This is a genomic window from Ruania halotolerans (assembly GCF_021049285.1).
GTDB lineage: Bacteria > Actinomycetota > Actinomycetes > Actinomycetales > Beutenbergiaceae > Ruania > Ruania halotolerans.
The window spans coordinates 621,926-643,203 of sequence record NZ_CP088017.1 but is presented as its reverse complement, the minus strand read 5'-3'; the positions used below and the strand labels follow the sequence as shown (position 1 = coordinate 643,203).

13 protein-coding genes are annotated in these 21,278 nt (G+C 70.6%); 7 read left to right on the top strand and 6 right to left on the bottom strand.

Annotated features, from left to right (window positions below; all coding sequences use genetic code 11):
* Positions 1–138: 138 nt before the first annotated feature.
* Genes LQF10_RS02725 through LQF10_RS02710 form a run of 4 tightly spaced genes read right to left on the bottom strand, consistent with a single transcriptional unit; the run spans position 139 to position 4,362 of the window.
* A complete protein-coding gene (locus LQF10_RS02725; protein WP_231065971.1) occupies positions 139–1,098 on the bottom strand; it encodes an ABC transporter permease in 960 nt (319 codons plus the stop codon).
* Positions 1,095–1,859 (bottom strand): ABC transporter ATP-binding protein, encoded by a 765-nt coding sequence (locus LQF10_RS02720; protein WP_231065970.1) that lies wholly within the window; start codon positions 1,857–1,859, stop codon positions 1,095–1,097. Before LQF10_RS02720 ends, LQF10_RS02725 begins: the two co-directional genes overlap by 4 nt.
* A 2-nt stretch (positions 1,860–1,861) precedes the next feature.
* Positions 1,862–3,361: an amidohydrolase family protein gene (locus tag LQF10_RS02715; RefSeq protein WP_231065969.1), complete on the bottom strand. Its 1,500-nt coding sequence runs from the start codon at positions 3,359–3,361 to the stop codon at positions 1,862–1,864.
* Positions 3,358–4,362, bottom strand: coding sequence for an MBL fold metallo-hydrolase (locus tag LQF10_RS02710; protein ID WP_231065968.1), 1,005 nt, complete (start codon positions 4,360–4,362; stop codon positions 3,358–3,360). The genes LQF10_RS02715 and LQF10_RS02710 overlap by 4 nt, the downstream gene beginning before the upstream one ends.
* A gap of 94 nt (positions 4,363–4,456) precedes the next feature.
* Between LQF10_RS02710 and LQF10_RS02705 the strand changes: the two genes are divergently transcribed.
* Together LQF10_RS02705 and LQF10_RS02700 are read left to right on the top strand one after the other, a co-directional pair.
* Positions 4,457–5,089 (top strand): helix-turn-helix domain-containing protein, encoded by a 633-nt coding sequence (locus LQF10_RS02705; protein WP_231065967.1) that lies wholly within the window; start codon positions 4,457–4,459, stop codon positions 5,087–5,089.
* On the top strand, positions 5,089–5,742 hold the full coding sequence (locus LQF10_RS02700; RefSeq protein ID WP_231065966.1) for a pyridoxine/pyridoxamine 5'-phosphate oxidase: 654 nt from the start codon (positions 5,089–5,091) through the stop codon (positions 5,740–5,742). The genes LQF10_RS02705 and LQF10_RS02700 overlap by 1 nt, the downstream gene beginning before the upstream one ends.
* 275 nt (positions 5,743–6,017) lie before the next feature.
* On the opposite strand, the gene LQF10_RS02695 is transcribed toward LQF10_RS02700, so the two are convergent.
* The gene (locus LQF10_RS02695; RefSeq protein ID WP_231065965.1) at positions 6,018–8,228 is read right to left on the bottom strand and encodes an HNH endonuclease signature motif containing protein; all 2,211 of its coding nucleotides are present in this window, start codon (positions 8,226–8,228) and stop codon (positions 6,018–6,020) included.
* Positions 8,229–8,678: 450 nt separating this feature from the next.
* Between LQF10_RS02695 and LQF10_RS02690 the strand changes: the two genes are divergently transcribed.
* Positions 8,679–10,253 carry an AtzH-like domain-containing protein gene (locus LQF10_RS02690; protein ID WP_231065964.1) on the top strand — a complete coding sequence of 525 codons (1,575 nt, stop codon included), beginning with the start codon at positions 8,679–8,681 and terminating at the stop codon, positions 10,251–10,253.
* Positions 10,250–11,020, top strand: coding sequence for a cysteine hydrolase family protein (locus LQF10_RS02685; protein ID WP_231065963.1), 771 nt, complete (start codon positions 10,250–10,252; stop codon positions 11,018–11,020). The genes LQF10_RS02690 and LQF10_RS02685 overlap by 4 nt, the downstream gene beginning before the upstream one ends.
* A gap of 151 nt (positions 11,021–11,171) precedes the next feature.
* Here the strand turns inward: LQF10_RS02685 and LQF10_RS02680 are convergent, their stop codons facing one another.
* Complete coding sequence (locus LQF10_RS02680; RefSeq protein WP_231065962.1) at positions 11,172–12,074, bottom strand: SMP-30/gluconolactonase/LRE family protein; 903 nt, start codon at positions 12,072–12,074, stop codon at positions 11,172–11,174.
* Between the two features lie 80 nt (positions 12,075–12,154).
* On the opposite strand from LQF10_RS02680, the gene recC reads away from it, so the two are divergent.
* Genes recC through recD form a run of 3 tightly spaced genes read left to right on the top strand, consistent with a single transcriptional unit; the run spans position 12,155 to position 21,230 of the window.
* A complete protein-coding gene (recC, locus tag LQF10_RS02675; protein WP_231065961.1) occupies positions 12,155–15,643 on the top strand; it encodes an exodeoxyribonuclease V subunit gamma in 3,489 nt (1,162 codons plus the stop codon).
* Positions 15,640–19,233 (top strand): UvrD-helicase domain-containing protein, encoded by a 3,594-nt coding sequence (locus LQF10_RS02670; protein ID WP_231065960.1) that lies wholly within the window; start codon positions 15,640–15,642, stop codon positions 19,231–19,233. Before recC ends, LQF10_RS02670 begins: the two co-directional genes overlap by 4 nt.
* A gap of 26 nt (positions 19,234–19,259) precedes the next feature.
* Positions 19,260–21,230 (top strand): exodeoxyribonuclease V subunit alpha, encoded by a 1,971-nt coding sequence (gene recD / locus LQF10_RS02665; protein ID WP_231065959.1) that lies wholly within the window; start codon positions 19,260–19,262, stop codon positions 21,228–21,230.
* Positions 21,231–21,278: the final 48 nt, after the last annotated feature.

The following is a 21,278-nucleotide window of genomic DNA, read 5'->3' as shown; positions in this document are numbered from 1 at the left end:
ATGGTGCACCGGTGCTCAGAGGGTGGGGCAGATCAGGGTGAGGCAAATCGGAGTGAGGCAAACCGGGGTGTGGTGCCGCGGGGTGAGGCGGGCCAGGGTGAGGGACCTCCACGACGTACGGGCCGCCGTCGGGCGGGGCTACTGGCGCTGGCCGTACCAGCGGCCGATGACCACGCGATCGAGTACCGCGAAGAGGGTGAAGACGGCCACCCCGAACAGGGCGGTGAGGGCGATGGCGCTGAACAGAGCCTCCATCTGAATGCGCAGCGTGTACGTGCGCAGCAGGCCGCCGATCCCCGCCGGGCCCTGCTGGAAGAAGTAGTCGCCCACGAGTGCGCCGATCACCGACAGCCCGGCGGCATTGCGCAATCCGGTGAAGATGGCGGGCAGTGCCGCGGGAAACTTCAGCTTCGTGAGCCGCTGCAGCGCCGTGGCCTTGTTCAGGGTGAACACGTCATGGCTGGCGGGGCTGGCCGATTGCAGCCCGAACAGGGTGTTGGAGATCATCGGGAAGAGCGCGATGATCACGCACACGATCACCCGGGCGCCGAGGCCGTAGCCGAACCAGATGCCGATCAGCGGCACCAGGGCCAGGATCGGGATGGTCTGCAGGATCACGGCGTAGGGGTAGAGGATGCGTTCGGCCCACCCGGTGGACGACATCAGCGTGGCGTAGCAGATCCCGAGCACCACGGCGATCACCAGGCCGATCATCGCGACGCTGACGCTGCGACCCAGGGCCTCGAGCATCGGGCCCATCACCACAGGGTTGCTGAAAGTGTTGCCGAACGCCTCGTGCGGTGGCGGGAGCAGGAACCGCTGGCTCTCCGGGAGGATCACCGAAGAGACGAGATACCAGACGGCGGCGATCCCGACCAGGGCCAGCACGATGGGCGCGGCCTTGGCGCCGATAATGCGCCACCATGGGCGGCGACCGTTCTCGGCCGGGCTGGTTTCGGACGCCACGCCGAGTGCGGAATGCGCTTCGACCTCCGTCTCGGTGGGCCTGGTGGTCACGATGATCGACTCCAACTCGGCGCGGGTGTGCTCATCGGGTGCCGTGCGGTCGGTGGGCGCGGTCCTGTGCGTGGTGGTCATGAGTGCTCTCCCAGTGCGGCGGAGACCTCACCGGTGAGCGCGGCGAACTCGGCTGAGTACCGCAGCTCCGGGGGCCGGGGGTAGTCCCACGGGATCGGGATATCGGCCACCACCTTCCCCGGGCTGCCGCTCATCACGATCACCCGGTTGGACAGGTACACGGCTTCGGAGACCGAGTGGGTGATGAACAGGCCGGCGAACTGCTTCAGCTGAAAGATGCGCTGCAACTCGGTCTGCATCCGCAGCCGGGTGATCTCGTCCAGTGCGCCGAACGGTTCGTCGAACAGTGCGAGGTCCGGTTCGGTGACCAGGGCGCGGGCGATGGAAACCCGCATCCGCATGCCGCCGGAGAGCTGGCGCGGGAACTGCTTCTCGAAACCGGTCAGTCCCACCAGATCGAGCGCCTCCTGGGCGCGGGTGCGGCGTTCAGAGAGCGGGAGGCGGCGCAACTCACCGGCCAACTCCACGTTCTTGGCGGCACTGCGCCACTCCAGCAGGGTGGCCTCCTGGAAGACGTAGCTGGTGGAGTGCGCATTCACTTCAACGGTTCCGGCGGTGGCATGGTCCAGACCGGAGGCGAGCCGCAGCAGGGTGGACTTGCCGCAGCCGGAGGGCCCCACCACGGAGACGAAGTCCCCGGAACGTAGGTGCAGGTCCACATCGGTGAGTGCGACGGTGCCGGTATCGAACTGCTTGGAGACGCCGTCGAGTACGAGGGTGCGGGTCATCGAATCAGGGGTGGCGATGGGTGGAGCGGTCATGATCACCTTCCGATCAAGGCGGCGGGATGGTGGGGCTCGGTCATCAGTGCGGGGTGATCCAGGGAAGTCCGGACTCGGGTGTCGGCGACTACCCGCCCGCCGGAGACGACCACGCGGGCAGTGGTGCCGCCGGCGATCACATCGCCGAGGTCGGCATCGGGCACGAGCATGAAGTCGGCGGACGCACCGGGTGCGGCGCCCACAGGCGGGAGGCCGAGGACGGTGCGGGCGGAGGTGGTGACGGCGGCGAGTGCCTCCTCGGCCTGCAGGTGCCCGGCGGTGATGAGCAGTGACGTGGTCTCGAACGGGTCGGCCCGGCCCACCGGGTTGAACGGGTCGCGCAGGTTGTCCGCTCCGGCGGCCAGATCGATCCCGGCATCAAGGATCTGCCGCACTGCGGTGAGTCCGCGCGGCGGGAGGTGGGTGGCGTCCCAGGCCTGCAGATACAGGTTGGTGATGGGGAGGGTGATGATGCCGATCCGGGCACGGGCCACGAGTTCGAGCACCGGAGCGAGCCGGTCCGGGGGCAAAGACCCGAGCCGCACACAGTGACTCGCCGAGACCCGCTGGATCAGCCCGCGGGCGATCACCTGTTGAGCGAGGTCGATGATGTCAGCCGTGTGCGCGGGATCCGGGCTCACCTGTTCGTCGGTGTGCAGATCCACCGGGAGGCCGGTGTGCTCGGCGAGGTCGAGCATCCGGGCGGTCTCGTGCCGCGGATCGTCGGCCAGGTGCGGGCACCCGCCGATCACGTCGATGCCCCGCGCAACGGCCTCGGCTACCACCGCGTCCGGCGTCAACGACCCGGCGAGCAGGCACACCTGCAAGGTGAGGGTGCCGCGCAGCTCCTCCCGCAGCGCCACCATCGCGTCCACCCCGCGCAGCGGATCGCCGGTGAGCGGGGCGTCCACGTGCGTGCGCACTGTCGTGATGCCCTGAGCGAGGTAGCGCCCGACGGCGGCCCTCGCCCGGGTGGTGATGTCACCTGCGTCGATGGCCGGCACGATGGCCCGCCATGCCTCGATCGCGCCGACGAGGTCATACCCGGCGCCGGCAGGGATCCGCGGTGCGGTGAGGGCCTTGTCGAGGTGGGCGTGGGGTTCGGAGGCAGCGGGCACGTAGCGCCAGCCGGTCGCGTCGAGGTCGGTCGCGTTCCGGCCGGTCTCGTCCAGGTCGGTCGCGTTCAGTGTCGTCGCGTCCAAGCTCGACGGGTCCAGACTCGTGGCACCCCGGCCAGTGGGGCCCAGATCAGTGGTGCGCAGATCAGTGGTGCGCAGGTCTGGGGCCCCCAGGACCGCGCCGGCACCCGGACCCGCCGCCGGTCCGGCGCGCTGTCCTGACTCGAGCAGACCGGCCGGCTCCGCGGCGACGATCGTCCCTCCCGCAAGAGTGAGATCCGCGAAGGTGCCGTCAAGCAGCCGGACACCGCGCACCGTCGCCACGCGCATGCCGGCGAGGTCGGTGCCACCCGACGGTGACCCCACAGGCATCATGGCGTTCATCGCTCACCCCGACGCGCAGCGGGTGCGGTGAGCACCACGATTCCGTCGGTCTCATGGCGCCAGGCCGGCCCACCGAGAAGGTCACGGGCTGGCCGTGGGCGTGTACCGCCGTCGCGCACCAGAGCTGCCGCCTCGGCCACGCGTGCAACGTGGGAGCCCGGCAACTCGGCCCGCAAGTTGTGTGCCACCAGGGCCCGGCGGGCGCCGAGTGCGGCCAGGCGCGCGGTGGAGTCGGCGAACGCAGCCAGGTCTGCGTCGTCACCTTGCAACCAGTGCGCGGCACTGAGGATGGTGTCACCAGTGAGCAGGGAGGCCGTGGCAGGCTCCCAGAGGGTGACGGCGTCCGGTGCGTGACCAGGGGTGTGCATCACCTGAATGGTGCGCCCACCGAGGTCGATCAGCTGCCCGTCAGCGACTCGTTCGGTGATCGGAACGCCCGGCACGGACCAGCCCGTGAGATCGGGGAGGTCGCGCATCCGTGGCAGGTCGGTGAGAGCAAAGAAGGACTGATCGTCGAGCTCGCGCAGGGTGTGATGTTCGGCCACCACCTCGCGCATCACCCGGGCGTACCGGGTAAGGAAGGTGGGGTCGGCGTCGGGGAACACCGAGGCAGGGTGCGCAGCAAACCCGGCCACCTCGATCCGTCCGGTTCGGTGGGCGGCCGCGAGGTCGGCGTGGCCGCCGCGGTGATCGGTGTGGGAGTGCGTGGCGAGCACCAGCACCGGGAGCGAGGTCAGTGCGGCGATCACCTCAGAGATCGGGGCGATCCCCATCCCGGAGTCCACCAGCAGGGCACGCTTTCGGCCGAGCACGAGGTAGCTATTCACGTGGCCGGGTTCGGCGACCAGGTAGATGCCGTTCCCAAGATCGCGGACGTCGAACCAGAGCGAGGCAGGAGCCCACCTACCAGCGGGCCCGCCGGACTCCTCTGTGGCACGGCTGCGTTCAGGGCCGTCCTGCGCCCCGGGCGTGCGGGGCCTGTTCAGGCTGTGCACCTGCATGTCACCTCCCGGCGAATGTTGATGTGGGTAACATTGAGCAACGTAAGCAGCCACTGTTTCGGCGACGTAACCGATCAGAACCGGGTGTGTGAACATGACCTCGACCCCCTCCACACGCAAGCGAACGCCACGGAAATCCCGTACCGAACCGCAGTCCGACGCCGATGTGCTGCTGGGTGCGGCGATCCGAACTGCCCGCAAGCAGCGCGGAATGACGCTGGTGCAAGTGGGCGCCGCGAGCGGGCTGTCGCACCCGTTCCTCTCCCAGCTTGAGCACGGCCGTGCTCGGCCGTCGATGCGGTCGCTGTTCCAGATCGCCGAGGCGCTCGGGACCACACAGCAGGAACTGCTCGCGGCGGCACAGCCGCCTACGGACGACCTGCAGCGCAGCTCGGCCACACCGCAGGTTGATGCGACCACCGGAGGTGCACGGCTGCTCATGCAGACGAAGGGCGGCACCGGCGTGACCGAGTTCCTCGGCGCTCCGCCCGCGTTCGAGGAGTTCTTTCGGCACACCCGGCACGAACTGCTCTATGTGGTCAGCGGTTCGATCGATGTGGAGATCGTTGATGCCGACGGCACCCACCGCCTGGTCACGCTCGGCCCACGCGATTCGATCGGCTACCCAGGGGAGACCGAGCACCGATTCCGCCGGCACGGCGCCGAGCCCAGCATCGTGCTGGTGATTCACACCCCAGACGACCCGAAACCACCGATCGGATCCTGATGCCTGAGACTCTCGCCGCTCCGCCACTGCCGAACCTGGCCCGATGGGTGGCCGAGGCAGACGATGCCGGACTGCCGTTGCCCAGCACGATGACCTTGGCCACCGCCGATGCCGACGGCGCCCCGCACGCCCGCACAGTGCTGGTCACCCAGATCGACGGCATGGCGCTGCGGTTCCACACCTCCAGCCCGACGACGAAGTCCGAGGACATCGCCGCGAACCCGCGGGTGGCTGCGGTGTTCCACTGGCCCTCACTCGGCCGCCAGGTGATCCTGACGGGCACCGCACGCGAGCTCCCCGCCGAGGTCTCGGAGGCCGCCTACCCCACCCGGCCGCGGCAACTGCAGCTCGTTGCCTGGGCATATCAGGATCTGGCCGGGTCAGCACCAACGCCGGATCTCGCAGTCTCGAACGACGCTATCCGGGAGCGGTTCGATGCCGCCGCAGCCCGGGACCCCCTGCCCCGGCCGGCGGGGTGGACCACCATCGAACTCACTCCCTGGCAGGTGGACTTCTGGCAGGCGGGCACGGACGACACCCCGCCGGTGAAGACACGGTTCACGGCAGACGGCCCCACTGCTGCCACCCACACCGGGGCGGCTGCGGAGGACGCCACGCACGATGCGTGGCGTCGGATCGACATCCTCCCCTGAGCTACTCCGCTGGGCCACTCCGCTGACCCGCTCCCCTGAGTCACCCCCTGGGCCACCCCCCTGAGCCACTCCACTGGGCCACCCCCTGGGCCACTCCGCTGACCCGCTCCCCTGAGCCACCCCCCTGAGCCACTCCGCTGACCCGCTCCCCTGCCACTCCCTTTGAGCCATCTCTCGTCAAGGACCCTGCTCCTACCTCCCGCATCACCCGGGATCGTCCAGTGGCGCCGGCCGATCGATCAGCGCCCGCGCGGTGGGCGTCAGGGTCCCGCCGCCTATGCAGCCTTCCCGGGCGGGTTGCGAATCTCTTCGAGGATGTCGCGGTCGAGGACGTCGAGCTCGAGGAGGACCTCGGGTTCGAGGAGGACGTCGCGTTCATTGAGCAGGCTCAGCCGCGGGGGCGTCACCGGTTCGGGCAATTCGTCCTGCCACAGCACATCGTCGGCCATTTCCCCGGTCCACACGGTGGCAGCATTCCGGCGCAACTGCGCGGTGAACGCGGTCAGGTCGAGTCGTTCGGGGAGTCGGGTATAGACGTGCCCGGTACGGGTGCGCCACGTGGTGACACCGGTCCGCGCGTCCCGCTCCACTTCGAAGACGCGCTCGGTCTTGACCTGATGATGCCGGCGGCACAGCAGGTGCAGATTCGTCTCCACCGTCTGCGCCCACGCCGGCAATTCCGGGTCGAAGGAGACGATGTGATCGAGCTGGCAGCGCCACGCGGGCACCAGGCACCCAGGAAACCGACAGGTCTGATCCCGCTCGGTGATCAGATCCCGCAACCGCCGCGAGGGCGCATACGAGTCACACGCCACCAGGGCGAGTTCATCAGCCACCACGGCGCATGGATCCCCGCGATCACCACCACTGCCACCTGCGCCACCACCACTGCCACCACCGCCGCCGCTGCCGCTGCCACTGCCACCACCGCCGCCGCTGCCGCTGCCACTGCCACCACCACCGCTGCCGCTGCCGCCGCCGCCGCCGCCGCCAGAACCTGTGCCATCAGTGCCGCCAGTGCCGCGAGTGCGTCCAGTGCCCAGGCCCAGGCCCAGGCACACCTGGCGCCGATGCACCCACTCGATCAGCACCTCCGCATCCGTACCATCGGGAACACCCGGAGGCCGGCGAGCTGGCAACACCTCATTCATCGGATCGAACAGCGCCCCCTCGCCACTCGAACCGCCACTACGTCCGCCGTGGCCCGTATGTCGAGCGTGGCTGCCGTAGCCACGAGTGCGTCCGTCCACGACGAACGGCTCCTCCGTCGACAACGCACCACCGGGCACAGTCCTGCCCAGCAGCCCAGAGGTAGATACACCGCTTCCTGGCGAGCCAGAACCTCGCTCCCCACCACCCGGCGAGGCAGGAACTCTCTCCCCACCACCTGGCGCGCCAGAAACTCTCTCGCCGACACCGGCCAGCTCACTCGTCGACGCTGCCGCCAGGCGCCGCGCAGTCGCAGCCGAGATCGGGCCGTACCCATGCAACACCGCCGGGCTCTCGTCATCCCCAGCGAGCACTGCCTCAGTCACCGACACCCGCACGATCGGGCGCCGACCGTGCCGATCGGGTAACCGCGTACCACCCGCGGTCGCCCCCGTCGCCAGAATCTCCTTGAACACGTGCGCGAGTACATCTGCCCGACGCTGATCGATCGTCCGGTCATCATCAGCCGCACAATCCGCCGCCAACCCATCGATCACGGTGTACGCACTGGCAGCAGCCTCTGCACTGAGGAGAGCGCTCACCCACTCCATCCCATGCCGAGCAGGCTCACGTATCACCCGTCGCCGCGCATAAGCCTTCTCGTGTTCGCGCTCCGCACCGGCCGGGTCCACCGCCAGCACCGCCGCCTCCAGCTCGCGCCGCAACTGCGGCGCCGTGTGATGCTCCGCATACGCCACCGCGTGCTCCTGCACCGCACGAGCCTGAGGCAGCTCCAGCCCTTCGGTGGCGTCAGTGATCAGATCCGCCTTCCGGGGTGTCAGAACACCGCGATCCAGGGCGTGTGCCACATCCGGTGCAGTCGCCAAAGCCTCCGCCCGCCCCACCAGCACCTCTGCCGAATACCCCGTCGTGGCGAGCCGGGCAGCGAGCTCGTCCGCGGTGCGCGACGCTCCCGCCGAGCCACGCCGCCGCTCCATCAGGTCCGCGACGAACCTGGCCTGCAGCGCTGACGCATGGTTGAGGATCCGATCCGTGGCCGCGACCAACTCCACCAGCAGCCCTTCATCCGGAGTCGTCGGGCCGTCGCTCTCCTGCTCCAGAAGCTCGAGCAACTCGGCATCCGCGCCGGCGTCCGCCACTACCGCTGCCGCCTGCGACCACGACGCCTCGAACGACCACCCTGCCGACACCTGATCCGCACCCCGCGCGGCACGCACCCGCTCGCTCAACGAGACAGCATCGACGTCCGGAGCAGCTGCCCCGCCCCGGACACCACCACCCACCTCGGGTGCGCCGCCGGCCTCGTTGGGATGCATACCGATATTCGATCACCGACCCCTGACATTCACCTGTCTGCCCAGGTCAGAGAGGATGTGCGTCAGGATGTGGTGCCGCTAACAGACCGCAACTCAGCGCTGATCAGCGGGAACTGCGCCGCCCCAGCGGATTCCAGAGACCCGCCCCAGCGGGAAGCCGGATACGCGGACCATGGCAGTCAGGCAGAAGGCAGTCAGGCAGTCAGGCAGTCACGCAGAAGGCAGAAGGCAGAAGGCAGAAGGCAGAAACATCGAAGTGGCGGCGAGGGTGGCTTGCGAATGCATCCGACCAAAAAGGCAGCACGCCACCGGCGGACGGCACGCGAGCCTGGAGCGCAGAGTTGACTGGTTCCGGCTGCCGCCAACCTGAGCGACCGAGAGATGTTTCAACCAGGTAAGAACTTCGTGACCGATGTTCGTCTCATCAACACCGGCGGTTAGCGTCGGCGCGTGAGCACCACCACCACGGCGAGCCCCGCGACCACTCAGACCCCGGACGGGTGGCCCGATACCGCCTTGCGTACTGCCTTCTGGGCCTATGAGCGGGCGCTGATGTCCGATGACGTTCCGGCTCTGGACGCCCTGTTCGCACCCGGCGCCGAGACGCTGCGCTCGGATGCGGACGCCACCACCGTGGGCCACGCGCACATCGCCGCATTCCGCGCAGGCCGCGGCGGAGCACCGGCCCGACACCTACTCCGCGTGCACGTACGCGACCTCGGCGACCACGCCCTGGTAGTGGCCGAAAATGAGCGCATCGCGGGCGGCACCGGGGTGCAGACTCAGGTGTGGCAACGCGGTGGCCGCGGGTGGCAGGTGATCGCGGCACACGTCTCGGGGGCACCCGAGACACCCCGCGTTACAGATCCGGCAGCTCTGACCGACCCCACGATCTGGCGGGTGGCCCCAGGAACGAAACCCCTCGCCGAGGGCACACCCGGCGGACCACTGGCCGGGGCGAGCGTCGCCGTCAAGGACCTGTTCGCCGTCGGCGGCCACCGCATCGGGGCCGGCACGCCGGCCTGGCTGGAGACGGCACCCGTGCAACCTGACCACGCGGGCGCCGTCACGCTCCTGCTCGAGGCGGGGGCCGACGTCATCGGCCTGGCGCACACCGACGAGCTGGCGTTCTCCCTCGCCGGAACGAACTCCCACTACGGCACTCCCCCGAACGCCGCCGCCCCTGGCCACATCACCGGCGGCTCCACGAGCGGTCCCGCCGCCGCTGTGGCCGCCGGAGTGGCCACGATCGGGCTCGGCACCGACACCGCCGGCTCCATCCGGGTGCCGGCCGCCTACTGCGGCCTGTACGGCCTGCGCACCACCCACGACGCCGTCCCTCGCGATGGTCTCGTAGGGCTCGCCACATCCTTCGACACCGCGGGTCTGCTCACCCGGGATCTGGACATGTTACGGACGGCAGCACGTGCCCTGGTCCCACCGGCACCGGCGGCACTCACCGCCGTGGCGGTGGCCCCGGCGCTGTTCGACCTGGCCGACGAGGAGACCCGGCTGGCCACCCTCGCCGCGGTGCGCGCCCTCGATCACCCCGTCCACACCGCGGCGATCGACCCCGACGCACTCGACACTTGGTTCGCCGCGTTCCGGACGGTGCAGCAGGCCGAGGCGTGGGAGCTGCACGGCGACTTCGTGACCGCGCACGCCGACACCCTCGAACCGGCCGTGCGGGAGCGTTTCCGCGCCGGTGCCACCACCGACCCCGCAGACGTGAGCGCCGCGCGCCGCACGCTCACCGATGCGCGCGACCGACTTCTGGACCTGCTCGACGGCGCGGCCCTCGCCCTGCCCACGACATCGGCACCGGCTCCCCGCCGAGACGCCGACGCCACGGAGATCGCCCATACCCGGGCCGGGACGCTGCGGCTGACCTGCCTCGCCTCCCTCGCCGGACTGCCGCAGGTGAGTGCGCCGCTGCCACGTGTCGGTCCACTTCCGGCCGGGCTGGGCCTGATCGGTCCTCCCGGCGCCGACCTCGCCCTGCTCGACCTGCTGGAGAACCGATGACCCTCGCCACGACATCCGCCGCCATGCGCAATAGCTGGGGGCTGACCGCCGATGCGGTAGACCTGCGCCGTCCCGCGCGCCCCGAGAATCCCCTCACCCTGGCGGCCCAGCCACAACGACTCACCCTGGACCTGGCGCGGACCGCCGTGGTGGTGGTGGACATGCAGAACGACTTCTGCCACCCGAACGGATGGTTGTCCGGGATCGGCGTGGATATCAGCGGTGCACGAGCACCGATCGAGCCGCTCGCCGCGCTACTTCCGGAGCTGCGCGCCGTGGACGTGCCGGTGGTCTGGGTGAACTGGGGCAACCGGCCCGACCAAGCGAACCTTCCGCCGGGAGTGCGCCACGTCTACGACGGCGATGGCACAGGGGGTGGCATCGGCTCCACCATCCGCTCCGGAACTCCGGTGCTGACCTCGGGGGCCTGGGCCGCGGCCGTCGTGGACGAACTGACCATCGACGCCGGCGATGTGCGGGTGGACAAGTACCGGATGAGCGGGTTCCCGGACACTCCGCTGGACTCGATCCTGCGGAACCTGCGGGTGGACACGCTGCTGCTGGCGGGAGTGAACGCCGATCAATGCGTGCTCGCCACCCTGATGGACGCCGCGAATCTGGGGTATGACGTGGTGATGCTGGAGGACGCCGTTGGCACCACGAGTCCTCAGTTCTGCATGCAGGCGACCGTGTACAACGTGCGGCAGTGCTTCGGGTTCACCGCATTGGGTTCGGACCTGACGGTGGCGCTGCGGGAGCAGTCGTGAGCCCGTTCGATCGAGGCTCGCTCGCCGTCGAGACCGCCACTGGCCACCGGGGGTGAAGTTGACGTCGGTTATGCGCCGATAGTCGACGTCAACTTCACCCCCGGTGCTCGTGCGGGTTCACCCCGGTGCTCGTGCGGGCAGATCCTGGCCGTCACACAGTGGGGCGGGGAGCCTCAGTGGCCGTGACGCGGATCGTGTACAGGCTGGTGGTGGCTGTGATGAACAGGTCGTGGCCGTCGTCGCCGCCGAAGCACACGTTCGAGACCTTCTCCGGCACCTCGATGAGCCCCAGGTGATCACCGGAGGGCGAGTAGATCTGCACCCCGTCCCCGGCGGACGTCCAGATCCGGCCCTCGGTATCCACCCGGAACCCGTCCGGGGCGCCCGGGCGGACCGTGGCGAACAGGCGAGGGTTCACGCATTGGGGCGGGCCGCCGTCGGGACGCTGCACGTCATAGGCACGGATGTGCCCGGCCTCATCACCGGTGTCGGAGACATAGAGGATTGACTCATCCGGGGAGAAGGCGAGCCCGTTCGGGTAGATCATGTCGGTGATCACGGCGGCCACCTCGCCGGTGGCTTCGTCCAGCCGGAAGACGTAGCAGCCGTCGTACTCCTGCGGTGCCTCGCGACCCTCCTTATTCGAGAGGATCCCGTATGGCGGGTCAGTGAACCAGATCGCGCCGTCGGAGGCGACCACCACATCGTTCGGGGAGTTGAGGCGGTGGCCCTGCCAGGAATCCACGAGTGTGATCGGAGCCGACGCATCACTGTCGGGATTGTCCCGTTCCACGGCCCGCCGCCCGTGCGAGCACTGCACGACGGCGCCGCCCCGGTCGAGCGTGCGGCCGTTCGTGTACTCGGCGTCCTTGGCGTAGACGCGGGTGCGGCCCGCGGCCACCTCGTGCTCGAGGATCCGGTTGTTCGGGATGTCGCTCCAGCGGACCCGGCCCTGCGCGCTCGGACCGGGGAGCCAGACGGGGCCCTCGGCCCAGACACTGCCGGTGTACAGGCGGCGCAGTTCGGCGCCGGACTCAGTGAAAGGTTCGACCATGGATACAGCCTGGCAGACGGCGCGTCCTGCGGCACTCGGTCGTCACCGCGATGTCGGGGGTGCGCCGTAGCATGGCCGACGTGCTGCACATCCACCGCTCCGAGCGCACTGACGCGCTGGTGGCGCCGCTTGCCGAGGTGCTTGCCGAGCCCCCGGAGGACCCGTTCACCCCGGATGTGGTGGCCGTTCCCACGCGCGGGATCGAACGGTGGTTGGCGCAGCGTCTGTCGCACCATCTCGGAGTTCCCGACGGCGCAGGTCAGGCAGGCGTGTGCGCGAACGTCCGGTTCGACTCACCCGGGCGGCTGGTGCAGGCCGTGCTCGGGGCCGCCACCGGAATCGACCCGGACGAGGACCCGTGGCGCTCGGCCCGGCTGGTGTGGCCGGTGCTGGAGACGGTCGACGCTTGTCTGGATGAGGACTGGGCTGCTCCCCTGGCCCGGTACGTCGGCGGGGGGCCCGGCACACCCGACGGGCTGAACAGTGTGCGCCAGAACGGTGGCGGGAATGTCGATACCGTTCGCCGGTCCCGGCGGGTGGCGCTGGCTCAGCGGATCGCCAGATCGTTCTCCGCCTACGCCCACCAGCGCCCGGACCTCGTGACGGCATGGCTCGAGGGGAGTGACACCGACGGCTACGGTGCCCCCGTCCCGGACGACCTCATTTGGCAGCCGGCCCTGTGGCGGCGGGTGCGCGAGCACCTCGGCTCCCCGAGTCCGGCCGAGACCTTGACCGCGGCGCTGACGGTGCTCGAGGCCGACCCCGGCCGGGTGGACCTGCCCGACCGGCTCTCGGTGTTCGGCCCCACCCGTCTGCCGGAAGACCAACTCCGGGTGCTCCGCGGCCTCGCCGCGCACCGGGAGGTTCACCTCTGGCTGCCGCACCCCTCCCCGGTGGTGTGGGACGCCGTCGCCGGCATGCCGCTGCCCGGGGTTCGCCGGGCGGACCAGGAACCGGCGGCCCGGCATCCGTTGCTCATCTCGATGGGCAGCGATGCCACCGAGTTGCAGCACCGGGTGAGGCAGGGACCGTCCATGGCGTACCACCATCCGGCACCGGAGCCCCCGGCCACGCTGCTGGGGCGGTTGCAGCGCTCGCTGCGCGAGGACCAGCCGGAACCGGAGACTCGTCCCATCGGCGAGGATGACCGCAGCGTGCAGGTGCACAGTTGCCACGGCCGGGCACGCCAGGTGGAGGTGCTCCGCGAAGTCCTCACCGGTTTGTTCGCCGCCGATCCGAGCCTCGAGCCCCGGGACGTGGTGGTGATGTGCCCGGATGTGGACACCTTCGCCCCGCTGATCACGGCAACGTTCGGCGCCGCGGCCGAGGGCAGCACCGACGTCCATCCGGGTCAGCAGTTGCGGGTCAGCCTCGCCGACCGCGGGGCACGCAGCACGAACCCGGTGCTCGCCGTGGTGGAGACACTGCTACGGCTCGCAGACAGCCGCGTGAGCGCCCCGGACGTGCTGGATCTGGCGGCATCGACCCCGGTACGGCGCCGGTTCCGGCTGTCTGAGGACGATCTGAATCGTTGGCGCACCTGGGCCGTCGAGGTGGGGGTGCATTGGGGCGAGGACGGCACCCGTCGCGCCCGGTACGGTATCGACCCCTCGGTCCGGCAAGGCACCTGGGATGCTGCCTTGGATCGCGTGCTGCTCGGGGTGGCGATGGCGGAGGAGGACTCGCGTTACGTGGGGGCGGCGCTGCCGGTGGACGATGTCGGCTCCACCGATGTGGACGTCGCCGGCCGGTTCGCCGAGTTGCTCGGCCGGCTCACCCATCTCCTGGCCAGGCTCGATGGTGCGCACTCGCTGCACCACTGGTTGGACACGCTCGAGGACGCTGTGACCCTGCTGACCGAACCGGAGGAGCCGTGGCAGACGATCCACGCGCGCCGGGTCCTCGCCGGGGTGCGGGAATCGGGAGCGGTGCAGGGATCGAGCGCCGACGAGTCGGCATTGCTGCTGGCCGACGTGCGCGCGCTGCTCGCCGATCGCCTGGCAGGCCGTCCCACCCGCTCGGGCTTTCGAACGGGGGCGCTGACGGTGTGCTCGCTGGAGCCGATGCGGGCCGTCCCGCACCGCGTGGTGTGCCTGCTGGGGATGGATGACGGTGCCTTCCCCCGCTCCCCCACGCCGAGCGGGGACGATCTGCTGGCCCGGGACCCCGGCCTGGGCGAGCGTGACCTGCGCAGCGAGGACCGGCAGATCTTCCTGGATGCGATCACCGCCGCCGGCGAGCACTTGGTGGTAGTGCACACCGGCGCCGACGAACGCAACGGCGCACCCAGACCGCCCGCGGTGCCGGTGGCCGAACTGGTGGATGCGCTGGACCGGATCGCGACCGCACCGGGCGGCGGCGGGCCGGTCCGCGAGCGGGTGGTGACCCGCCATCCGCTCCAGACAGTGGACGAGCGCGCGTTCATCCCGGGGGCGCTCGGTGCACCGGGCCCGTTCAGTTTCGACGTGGCCGCGTTCCGCGGCGCCCGAGCCGGGCGAGGTGAGCGAATCACCCCGGGCGTCCTGGTCACCGAACCGTTACCGATTCCCGACGGCGGAACGTCCGTGGCGGGCGAGGCTGGCCCTGCTAGTGGCCGGGGCGATGCGGGCCTGAGCACGGTCGATCGTCCCGTGCTCGACTTGGACGAGCTGGTGGAACTGCTCGAGCATCCCGCCAAATGGTTCGTCCGGCGACGCCTGGGTGTGCTGTTGCTGCGCGACGAGGACGACGTGGACGAGCGCCTGCCACTGAGCGCGGGGCCGCTGGACTCCTGGGCAGCGGGGGACCGCATCCTCACTGCGGTGCTGGCAGGGGCGGAGCCGAGGCAGGCGTTCCAGGCGGAGTGGCGCCGCGGGAAGATGCCCCCGCGGCAGCTGGGGAACGCGGCCCTGCTGGAGGTGATGGAGCGGATTCGTCCGATCCACGCCATGGCCACCGAGGCGGCGCGCGTGGGCAGCGCTGTCGGGACGGACGTGCTGGCCGAGGCCGGATCCGTGCTCGTCGCCGGGACCGTGCCTGGCGTGCATGGCGATCGGGTGGTGCGGGCGGAGTACTCCAAGCTCGGGGCCAAGCATCGCCTGCGGGCATGGGTGCAGGTGCTGGCGTTGGCGGTGACCGAGCCGGACCGTGCCTGGCACACCGTGACCATCGGCCGAGGTGAGAGCACCAGGTACGGCGAGGACGCCCCGGCGGCGACGGCCAGCCACCTCCGCCCGCCGGCAGATCCGCGGGCGGTGCTCGCCGACCTGGTGGCGCTGCATGCCGAAGCGTCGCGGATGCCGCTGCCCATCCCACCGAAGGCGGCGCAGCGGTACGCGAGCGCCCGCTCGCGTGGCGCCAGCGCCGACTCCGCGCTGGAACAGGTGCGCCGGAATTGGCGGTTCGACTACCAGGGTGATGATGCCTTCCACCTCCTGTGCTTTGGGGAGAGTGCGAGCGTGGAGCAGGTGGCGGGGACGCCGTCGGAGCAGGACCGCACGCGCTTCCCGGAGGAGACCACACGACTGGGGGCGCTGTCCCGGCGGGTGTGGGATCCATTGCTCGCGAGCGAGGAGCAGACCACCTCATGACCGACCAGACGCCACTCGACATGCCCGCGACCTTTGACGTCCACGGCCCGCTTCCGCAGGGCACCACCGTGCTGGAGGCCAGCGCCGGCACTGGGAAGACGTTCACCATCGCGGCGTTGACCGCCCGGTACGTGGCCGAAGGCGTGGCCGAACTGCGGGACCTGATGCTGGTGACCTTCGGCCGGGCCGCCACATCCGAGCTCCGTGACCGGGTGCGTGAACGTCTGGTCAGCACCGAACGGGCGCTGCGATCGGCCGATCCTGCCGCCAGCGACGACCCGCTCGTGGCGCTGCTCGCCGACGTGGACGCCGCTGAATTGGACCGGCGGCGGGCCCGCCTGGCCCGGGCACTGTCCCAACTGGATGCGGCCACGATCACCACCACGCACGGGTTCTGCCAGCAGATGCTCACCGCGCTGGGGATCGCGGCCGATGTGGACCCTGCGGCGACCTTCGTCGCCGACGTGGCTGACCTGGTGCAGGAAGTCACCGACGACCTCTACATCCAGGAGTTCTCCGACGAGAGGAAGCCACGCCTGATCCCGGACGAGCTCTACGCATTGGGGCGGGCCGCCGTCAGCGATCATGGCGCCGAGCTGGAGCCGAGAGCTGAGGATCAGGCAGATCTGGGCGCGTTGCGGTACCGGCTGGCGATGGCCGTGCGGGAGGAGACCGAGCGGCGCAAGCGGGTCGGCCACCTGATGGACTACGACGACCTGCTGGTGCTGCTACGCGATGCCCTGCGGGACCCGCGGCACGGCCCGGCGGCGGCGCAGCGGGTGCGGGACCGTTACCGCGTGGTGATGGTGGACGAGTTCCAGGACACCGACCCGGTGCAGTGGGAGATCCTGCGTACCGCCTTCCACGGCCATCGCACCCTGGTGCTGATCGGGGATCCGAAGCAGGCGATTTACGCCTTCCGCGGCGCCGATGTGGCGGCCTACCTGGACGCCAAGTATGACGCCGCGGCGACCGCCACGTTGGGCACGAATTGGCGCAGTGACACTACCCTGCTCGATGCGCTGCACACGGTGCTCGGCGGGGCGGCGCTCGGCCACGACCAGATCACCGTGGGACCGGTCGAGGCCGCCCATCGGCAGCACCGGTTCGACGGCGGACCGGCACTGCGGTTGCGGCAGGTCACCCGCGAGGCGCTGGGGGTGCGACCGGGCAAGGATCCCTACGTGGGCGATGCTCGATCCTTCATCGCGGCTGACACGGCCGCCGACATCGTCTCCCGTCTCGGCCATGCGCGAATCCGACAGGGCGGACCCGAAGTCGATGGGGCCGGCATCGACACCTCAGCATGGCGGGAGCTGCGGCCGGGGGACGTGGCCGTCCTGACCCGCACGAATGCGCAGGCTGAGCAGGTGCGGGCCGAGCTCAGCGCGCGTGGGGTCCCGGCCGTCGTCTCGGGGCTCTCGAGCGTGTTCGCCACGCCCGCTGCCCGGGAGTGGCTCACCCTGCTGGACGCGCTCGAGCAGCCCGGCTCACACGGGCGAGCCTCGGCATTGGCGCTCACCCCGTTCATCGGCTGGGACGCCAGCAGGTTGGCGACGGCGGACGACACCGACCGGGACCGGCTCGCCGAGACGGTGCGCACCTGGGCGCGGCTGCTCGCCACCCGCGGGGTGGCGGCGCTGCACGAGACGGTCACCCGAGGAGGTGTCGCCGAACGGCTGATGGCCACCACCACCGGTGAGCGGCGACTGACCGACCTACGCCACGTGGGCGAGGTGCTGCATACGGTCGCGGTGACCGAAGGACTGGGCGCGGCGGCCCTGACCGGGTGGCTACGCCGCCGGATCCGGGAGGCCACACGCGATTTCGAGGAGGAGCGCAGCCGGCGGCTGGAGACGGACGCGGCCGCCGTCCAGGTGGTCACGGTGCACGCCAGCAAGGGCCTGGAGTTCGGTGTGGTGTACGTGCCGTTCGCGTGGGACCGATACGAGGCCGCGACCCCCGCGATCCTCGGTTTCCACGCAGACGACGGCCGCCGCATCCTGCATGTGGGCGGTCCGGGCTCGCACCTGTACCGGGAGGCGCGCGAAAGGTATCAGCGCGAGGACCGAGGTGAGGACCTGCGCTTGCTGTACGTGGCGTTGACCCGGGCCCGCCACCAGGTGGTCGCGCACTGGGCGCCCTCCCGCAACACGGCGAAGGGTCCGCTCACCCGAGTGCTGCTCGGCGGGCGTGACCTCGGTGGCGCCCCGGCGGTCGCGGCAGAGCCGGGGGCGCTGGGCGATGCCCCGGTCCGGGACGCCTTCGAGGCGATCGCCGGGCGCTCAGGGGGGACGATCGCCGCGGAGGTGGCACCGGCGCAGCCGAGCCGAGACCTGTGGGATCCACCGGTGCAGAGCTCCCCAGCCCTCGCCGTGGCCCACCTCGACCGGCTCCCTGACCCCAGTTGGCGCCGCGCCTCCTACACCGCGCTCACGGCGGCGGCCCATCACGCGTACGCCGCTGCGACCGGCGATGGGGCGGCGGGCGGGACTGGGGTGCTCAGCGAACCCGAGGATACAGGCATCCTGGATGAACCCGGGAACACCGCCGAGAGCGACCGGGAGGGCGGGGCCGTTCTGGCCACGGTGACGGACGCCCCCGGCGCTCCCGGGCTCGACCTCCCCTCCCCGATGGCTGAGCAACCGGCCGGAGCGGCGTTCGGCACGCTGGTGCACGAGGTGCTGGAGTACGCCGACACGACGGCCAGTGATCTGGACGCTGAACTGCTGGCCCGCTGCCGTGCCGCGTCATCCGCACGGGTGGATGGGCTCGAGGTGGAGTCGCTGGCAAGCGCGCTGGGGACGGTGATGCGCACTCCCCTGGGTCCGCTCGCGGCCGAGCGGACATTGGCCGACTTCGATCCCGCGGACCGGCTCTCCGAACTGGAGTTCGAGCTTCCGCTCGCCGGTGGGGATGGTCGGGCCGATGCCGGCATGTCGGGCGGTGGTGGCCACAGTGACGGTAGCGGCCAGGGTGAGGGTGGCGGCCAGGGTGACGGCGGCAGCCAGCCACCCGTGCGGGCCGCTACGCTGCGGGACGTGGCCGATGCGCTCGAGGCGTATCTCGACGCCGGCGACACCTTCGCCCCCTACCCGCAGATGCTCCGCACGCTCGCCGCGGACCCAGACGGACCGGCCGAGTTGCGCGGATATCTGACGGGTTCGATCGACGCGGTGCTGCGGGTGCACGGCGGCAGCGGGGCGAGCAGTCCTGCGAGTTTTCTGGTCTGCGACTACAAGACGAACCGGCTCGGCACGCTCGGGGCCGACCTGACCGTGCACGACTACCGGCCAGGCGCCGTGGTGGAGGCGATGCTGCAGGCGCACTACCCGCTGCAGCTGTTGCTGTACCTGGTGGGACTGCACCGGTACCTGCGGTGGCGGCTACGCGGCTATGACCCGGACGTCCACCTGGGCGGTGGTCTGTACCTGTTCGTTCGCGGGATGGCGGGACCGGACACTCCGGTGGGACCGGACGGGTCGCCCTACGGAGTGCTCGCGTGGCGCCCCCCGGCGGGGCTGGTGCCCGCGCTCTCGGCAGTTCTTGACGGCGCCCGCTCGCCGAGCAGCGCAGGGGGGCCGGTATGAGTGCCGTGAGCACTGGGAGGAGTGCAGTGAGCATCGGTGCCACGAACGGAGCCGACGGGGACGTACGGATCGCCGTCGGGGCGCCGCCGCTGCTGGCCCGGTTCAACGCCTCGGGCCTGGTGACGGCGACGGATGTGCAGGTGGCGACCCGGCTGGGCCGGCTGACCGGGGAGAGTGACGAACGGGTGCTGCTCGCCGTGGCACTGACGGTGCGGGCACTACGTGGCGGGTCGGTGTGCCTGCACCTAGGCGAGGAGTCCGAACTGGACGCCCTGCGCATCCCCGATGACGCCGGTCAGGGCGAGGATGCCGCGGCCGAGCCGCCCCCGTGGCCCGAGCACCCCGCGTGGGTGGCGGCGGTACAGGCCAGCCCGATGGTCGCCGTCGGGGTGGCGGCAGCTCCCGACGGTCACGGTGGGGGCGCTCGACCTGATGTGCGGCCGGCTCGCTGGGTGAACGGCCGGCTCTACCTGGACCGGTTCTGGCGGGATGAACTGACCGTGCGGCAGTCGATCGATGCGCGGCTCACTGCGCCGGATCTGGAGGCATCCGAGGGCGCTGCCGCGGCGGTGCGGCGGTTGTTCCCGGAAGCGGGTGACGATCGCCAGCGGCTGGCGGCCGCGCATGCGCTGCGGCGGCGGTTGACGGTGCTCACCGGCGGCCCGGGGACCGGCAAGACCACGACGGTGGCGCGGCTGCTGGCGGTGCTGCAGGACGTGGCCGGTCCGGTGCGGGTGGCACTCGCGGCGCCGACAGGTAAGGCCGCCGCCCGGTTGCAGGAGGCCGCAGCGCAGGTGGTGGGGGCCCTACCCGAGGCCGACCGGGACCGGGTGGGGCTCCCGGAGGCGACCACTGTGCACCGCCTGCTCGGCTATAAGCCCGGAAGCACCACCCGGTTCGCCCACGATGCCAGGCATCACCTGCCGCACGACGTGGTGGTCGTGGACGAGACGTCGATGGTGCCGTTGTCGTTGATGGCGCGGCTGCTGGAGGCGTTGCGACCGGACACGCGCCTGGTACTGGTCGGCGATGCGGACCAACTGGCGTCCGTGGAGGCCGGTGCCGTGCTCGGCGACCTGGTGGCGCGGCCGCCGGTGGCGGCAGCGCCCTCCGGGCTGGGCGTGGGCACCGAGGAATCCGGCGCGCAGTCAGGCGTGTCGACCGGGAACCCGGCGGTGGCCGCGGACCTGGGTAACGGTGTGGTGCGGCTGACCACCGTGCACCGGCAGAAAGCGGGGTCGGAGATCCTCCCGCTGGCGGCGGCGATCCGTACCGGTGATGCCGATCGAGTGCTGGAGTTGCTGCGCGCAGGCCGCCACGGCGTGGAGTTGGTGGCGGCGGACATCGAGCGATTGGATGAGGCGACGATTGCGGATCTGCGCCGTGATGCCGTCACTGCGGGTGAGAAGCTGGTGGCGCAGGCCCGGGCCGGGAACGCTGCCGGGGCGCTCGAGGCATTGAACGAGCATCGACTGATGCTCGCCCACCGGCGTGGTCCGGCCGGGGTGGCCAGGTGGGCGGCGCAGGTGGAGGCCTGGGTCCAGGAGAGCGCTGCCGCGACGGGCGCAGGGAGCGGGTATCACGCCTGGGATCCCTGGGCGGTGGGCCGTCCGATCCTGGTGACCAGCAATGACAAGGACGTCGGTCTGTACAACGGCGACACGGGGGTACTGATCGCCGACGGGGAGGGCGTGGTAGCCGCGTTCGGGGATCCGGAGCGTCCGATGATGGTGCGCACGCACCGACTGCCACCGGTGGAGACGGTGCACGCGATGACAGTGCACCGAGCGCAGGGCAGTCAGTTCGGGCGGGTGTCGCTGATCCTGCCCCCGGCGACGTCCCCGTTGCTGACGCGTGAGCTGCTGTATACGGCGGTGACTCGGGCGCAGGAGTTCGTGCGGGTCGTTGGTAGTGAGGAGGCGGTACGGGCCGCCGTGGCGCACCCGGTGCGGCGGGCAAGTGGGTTGCGGGTTCCACTGCCGTCCGCTCCTGCGTGAGGCGTGTTCTATTCGCCGAGCGTGACAAGCACCATCGTGGCGTCGTCG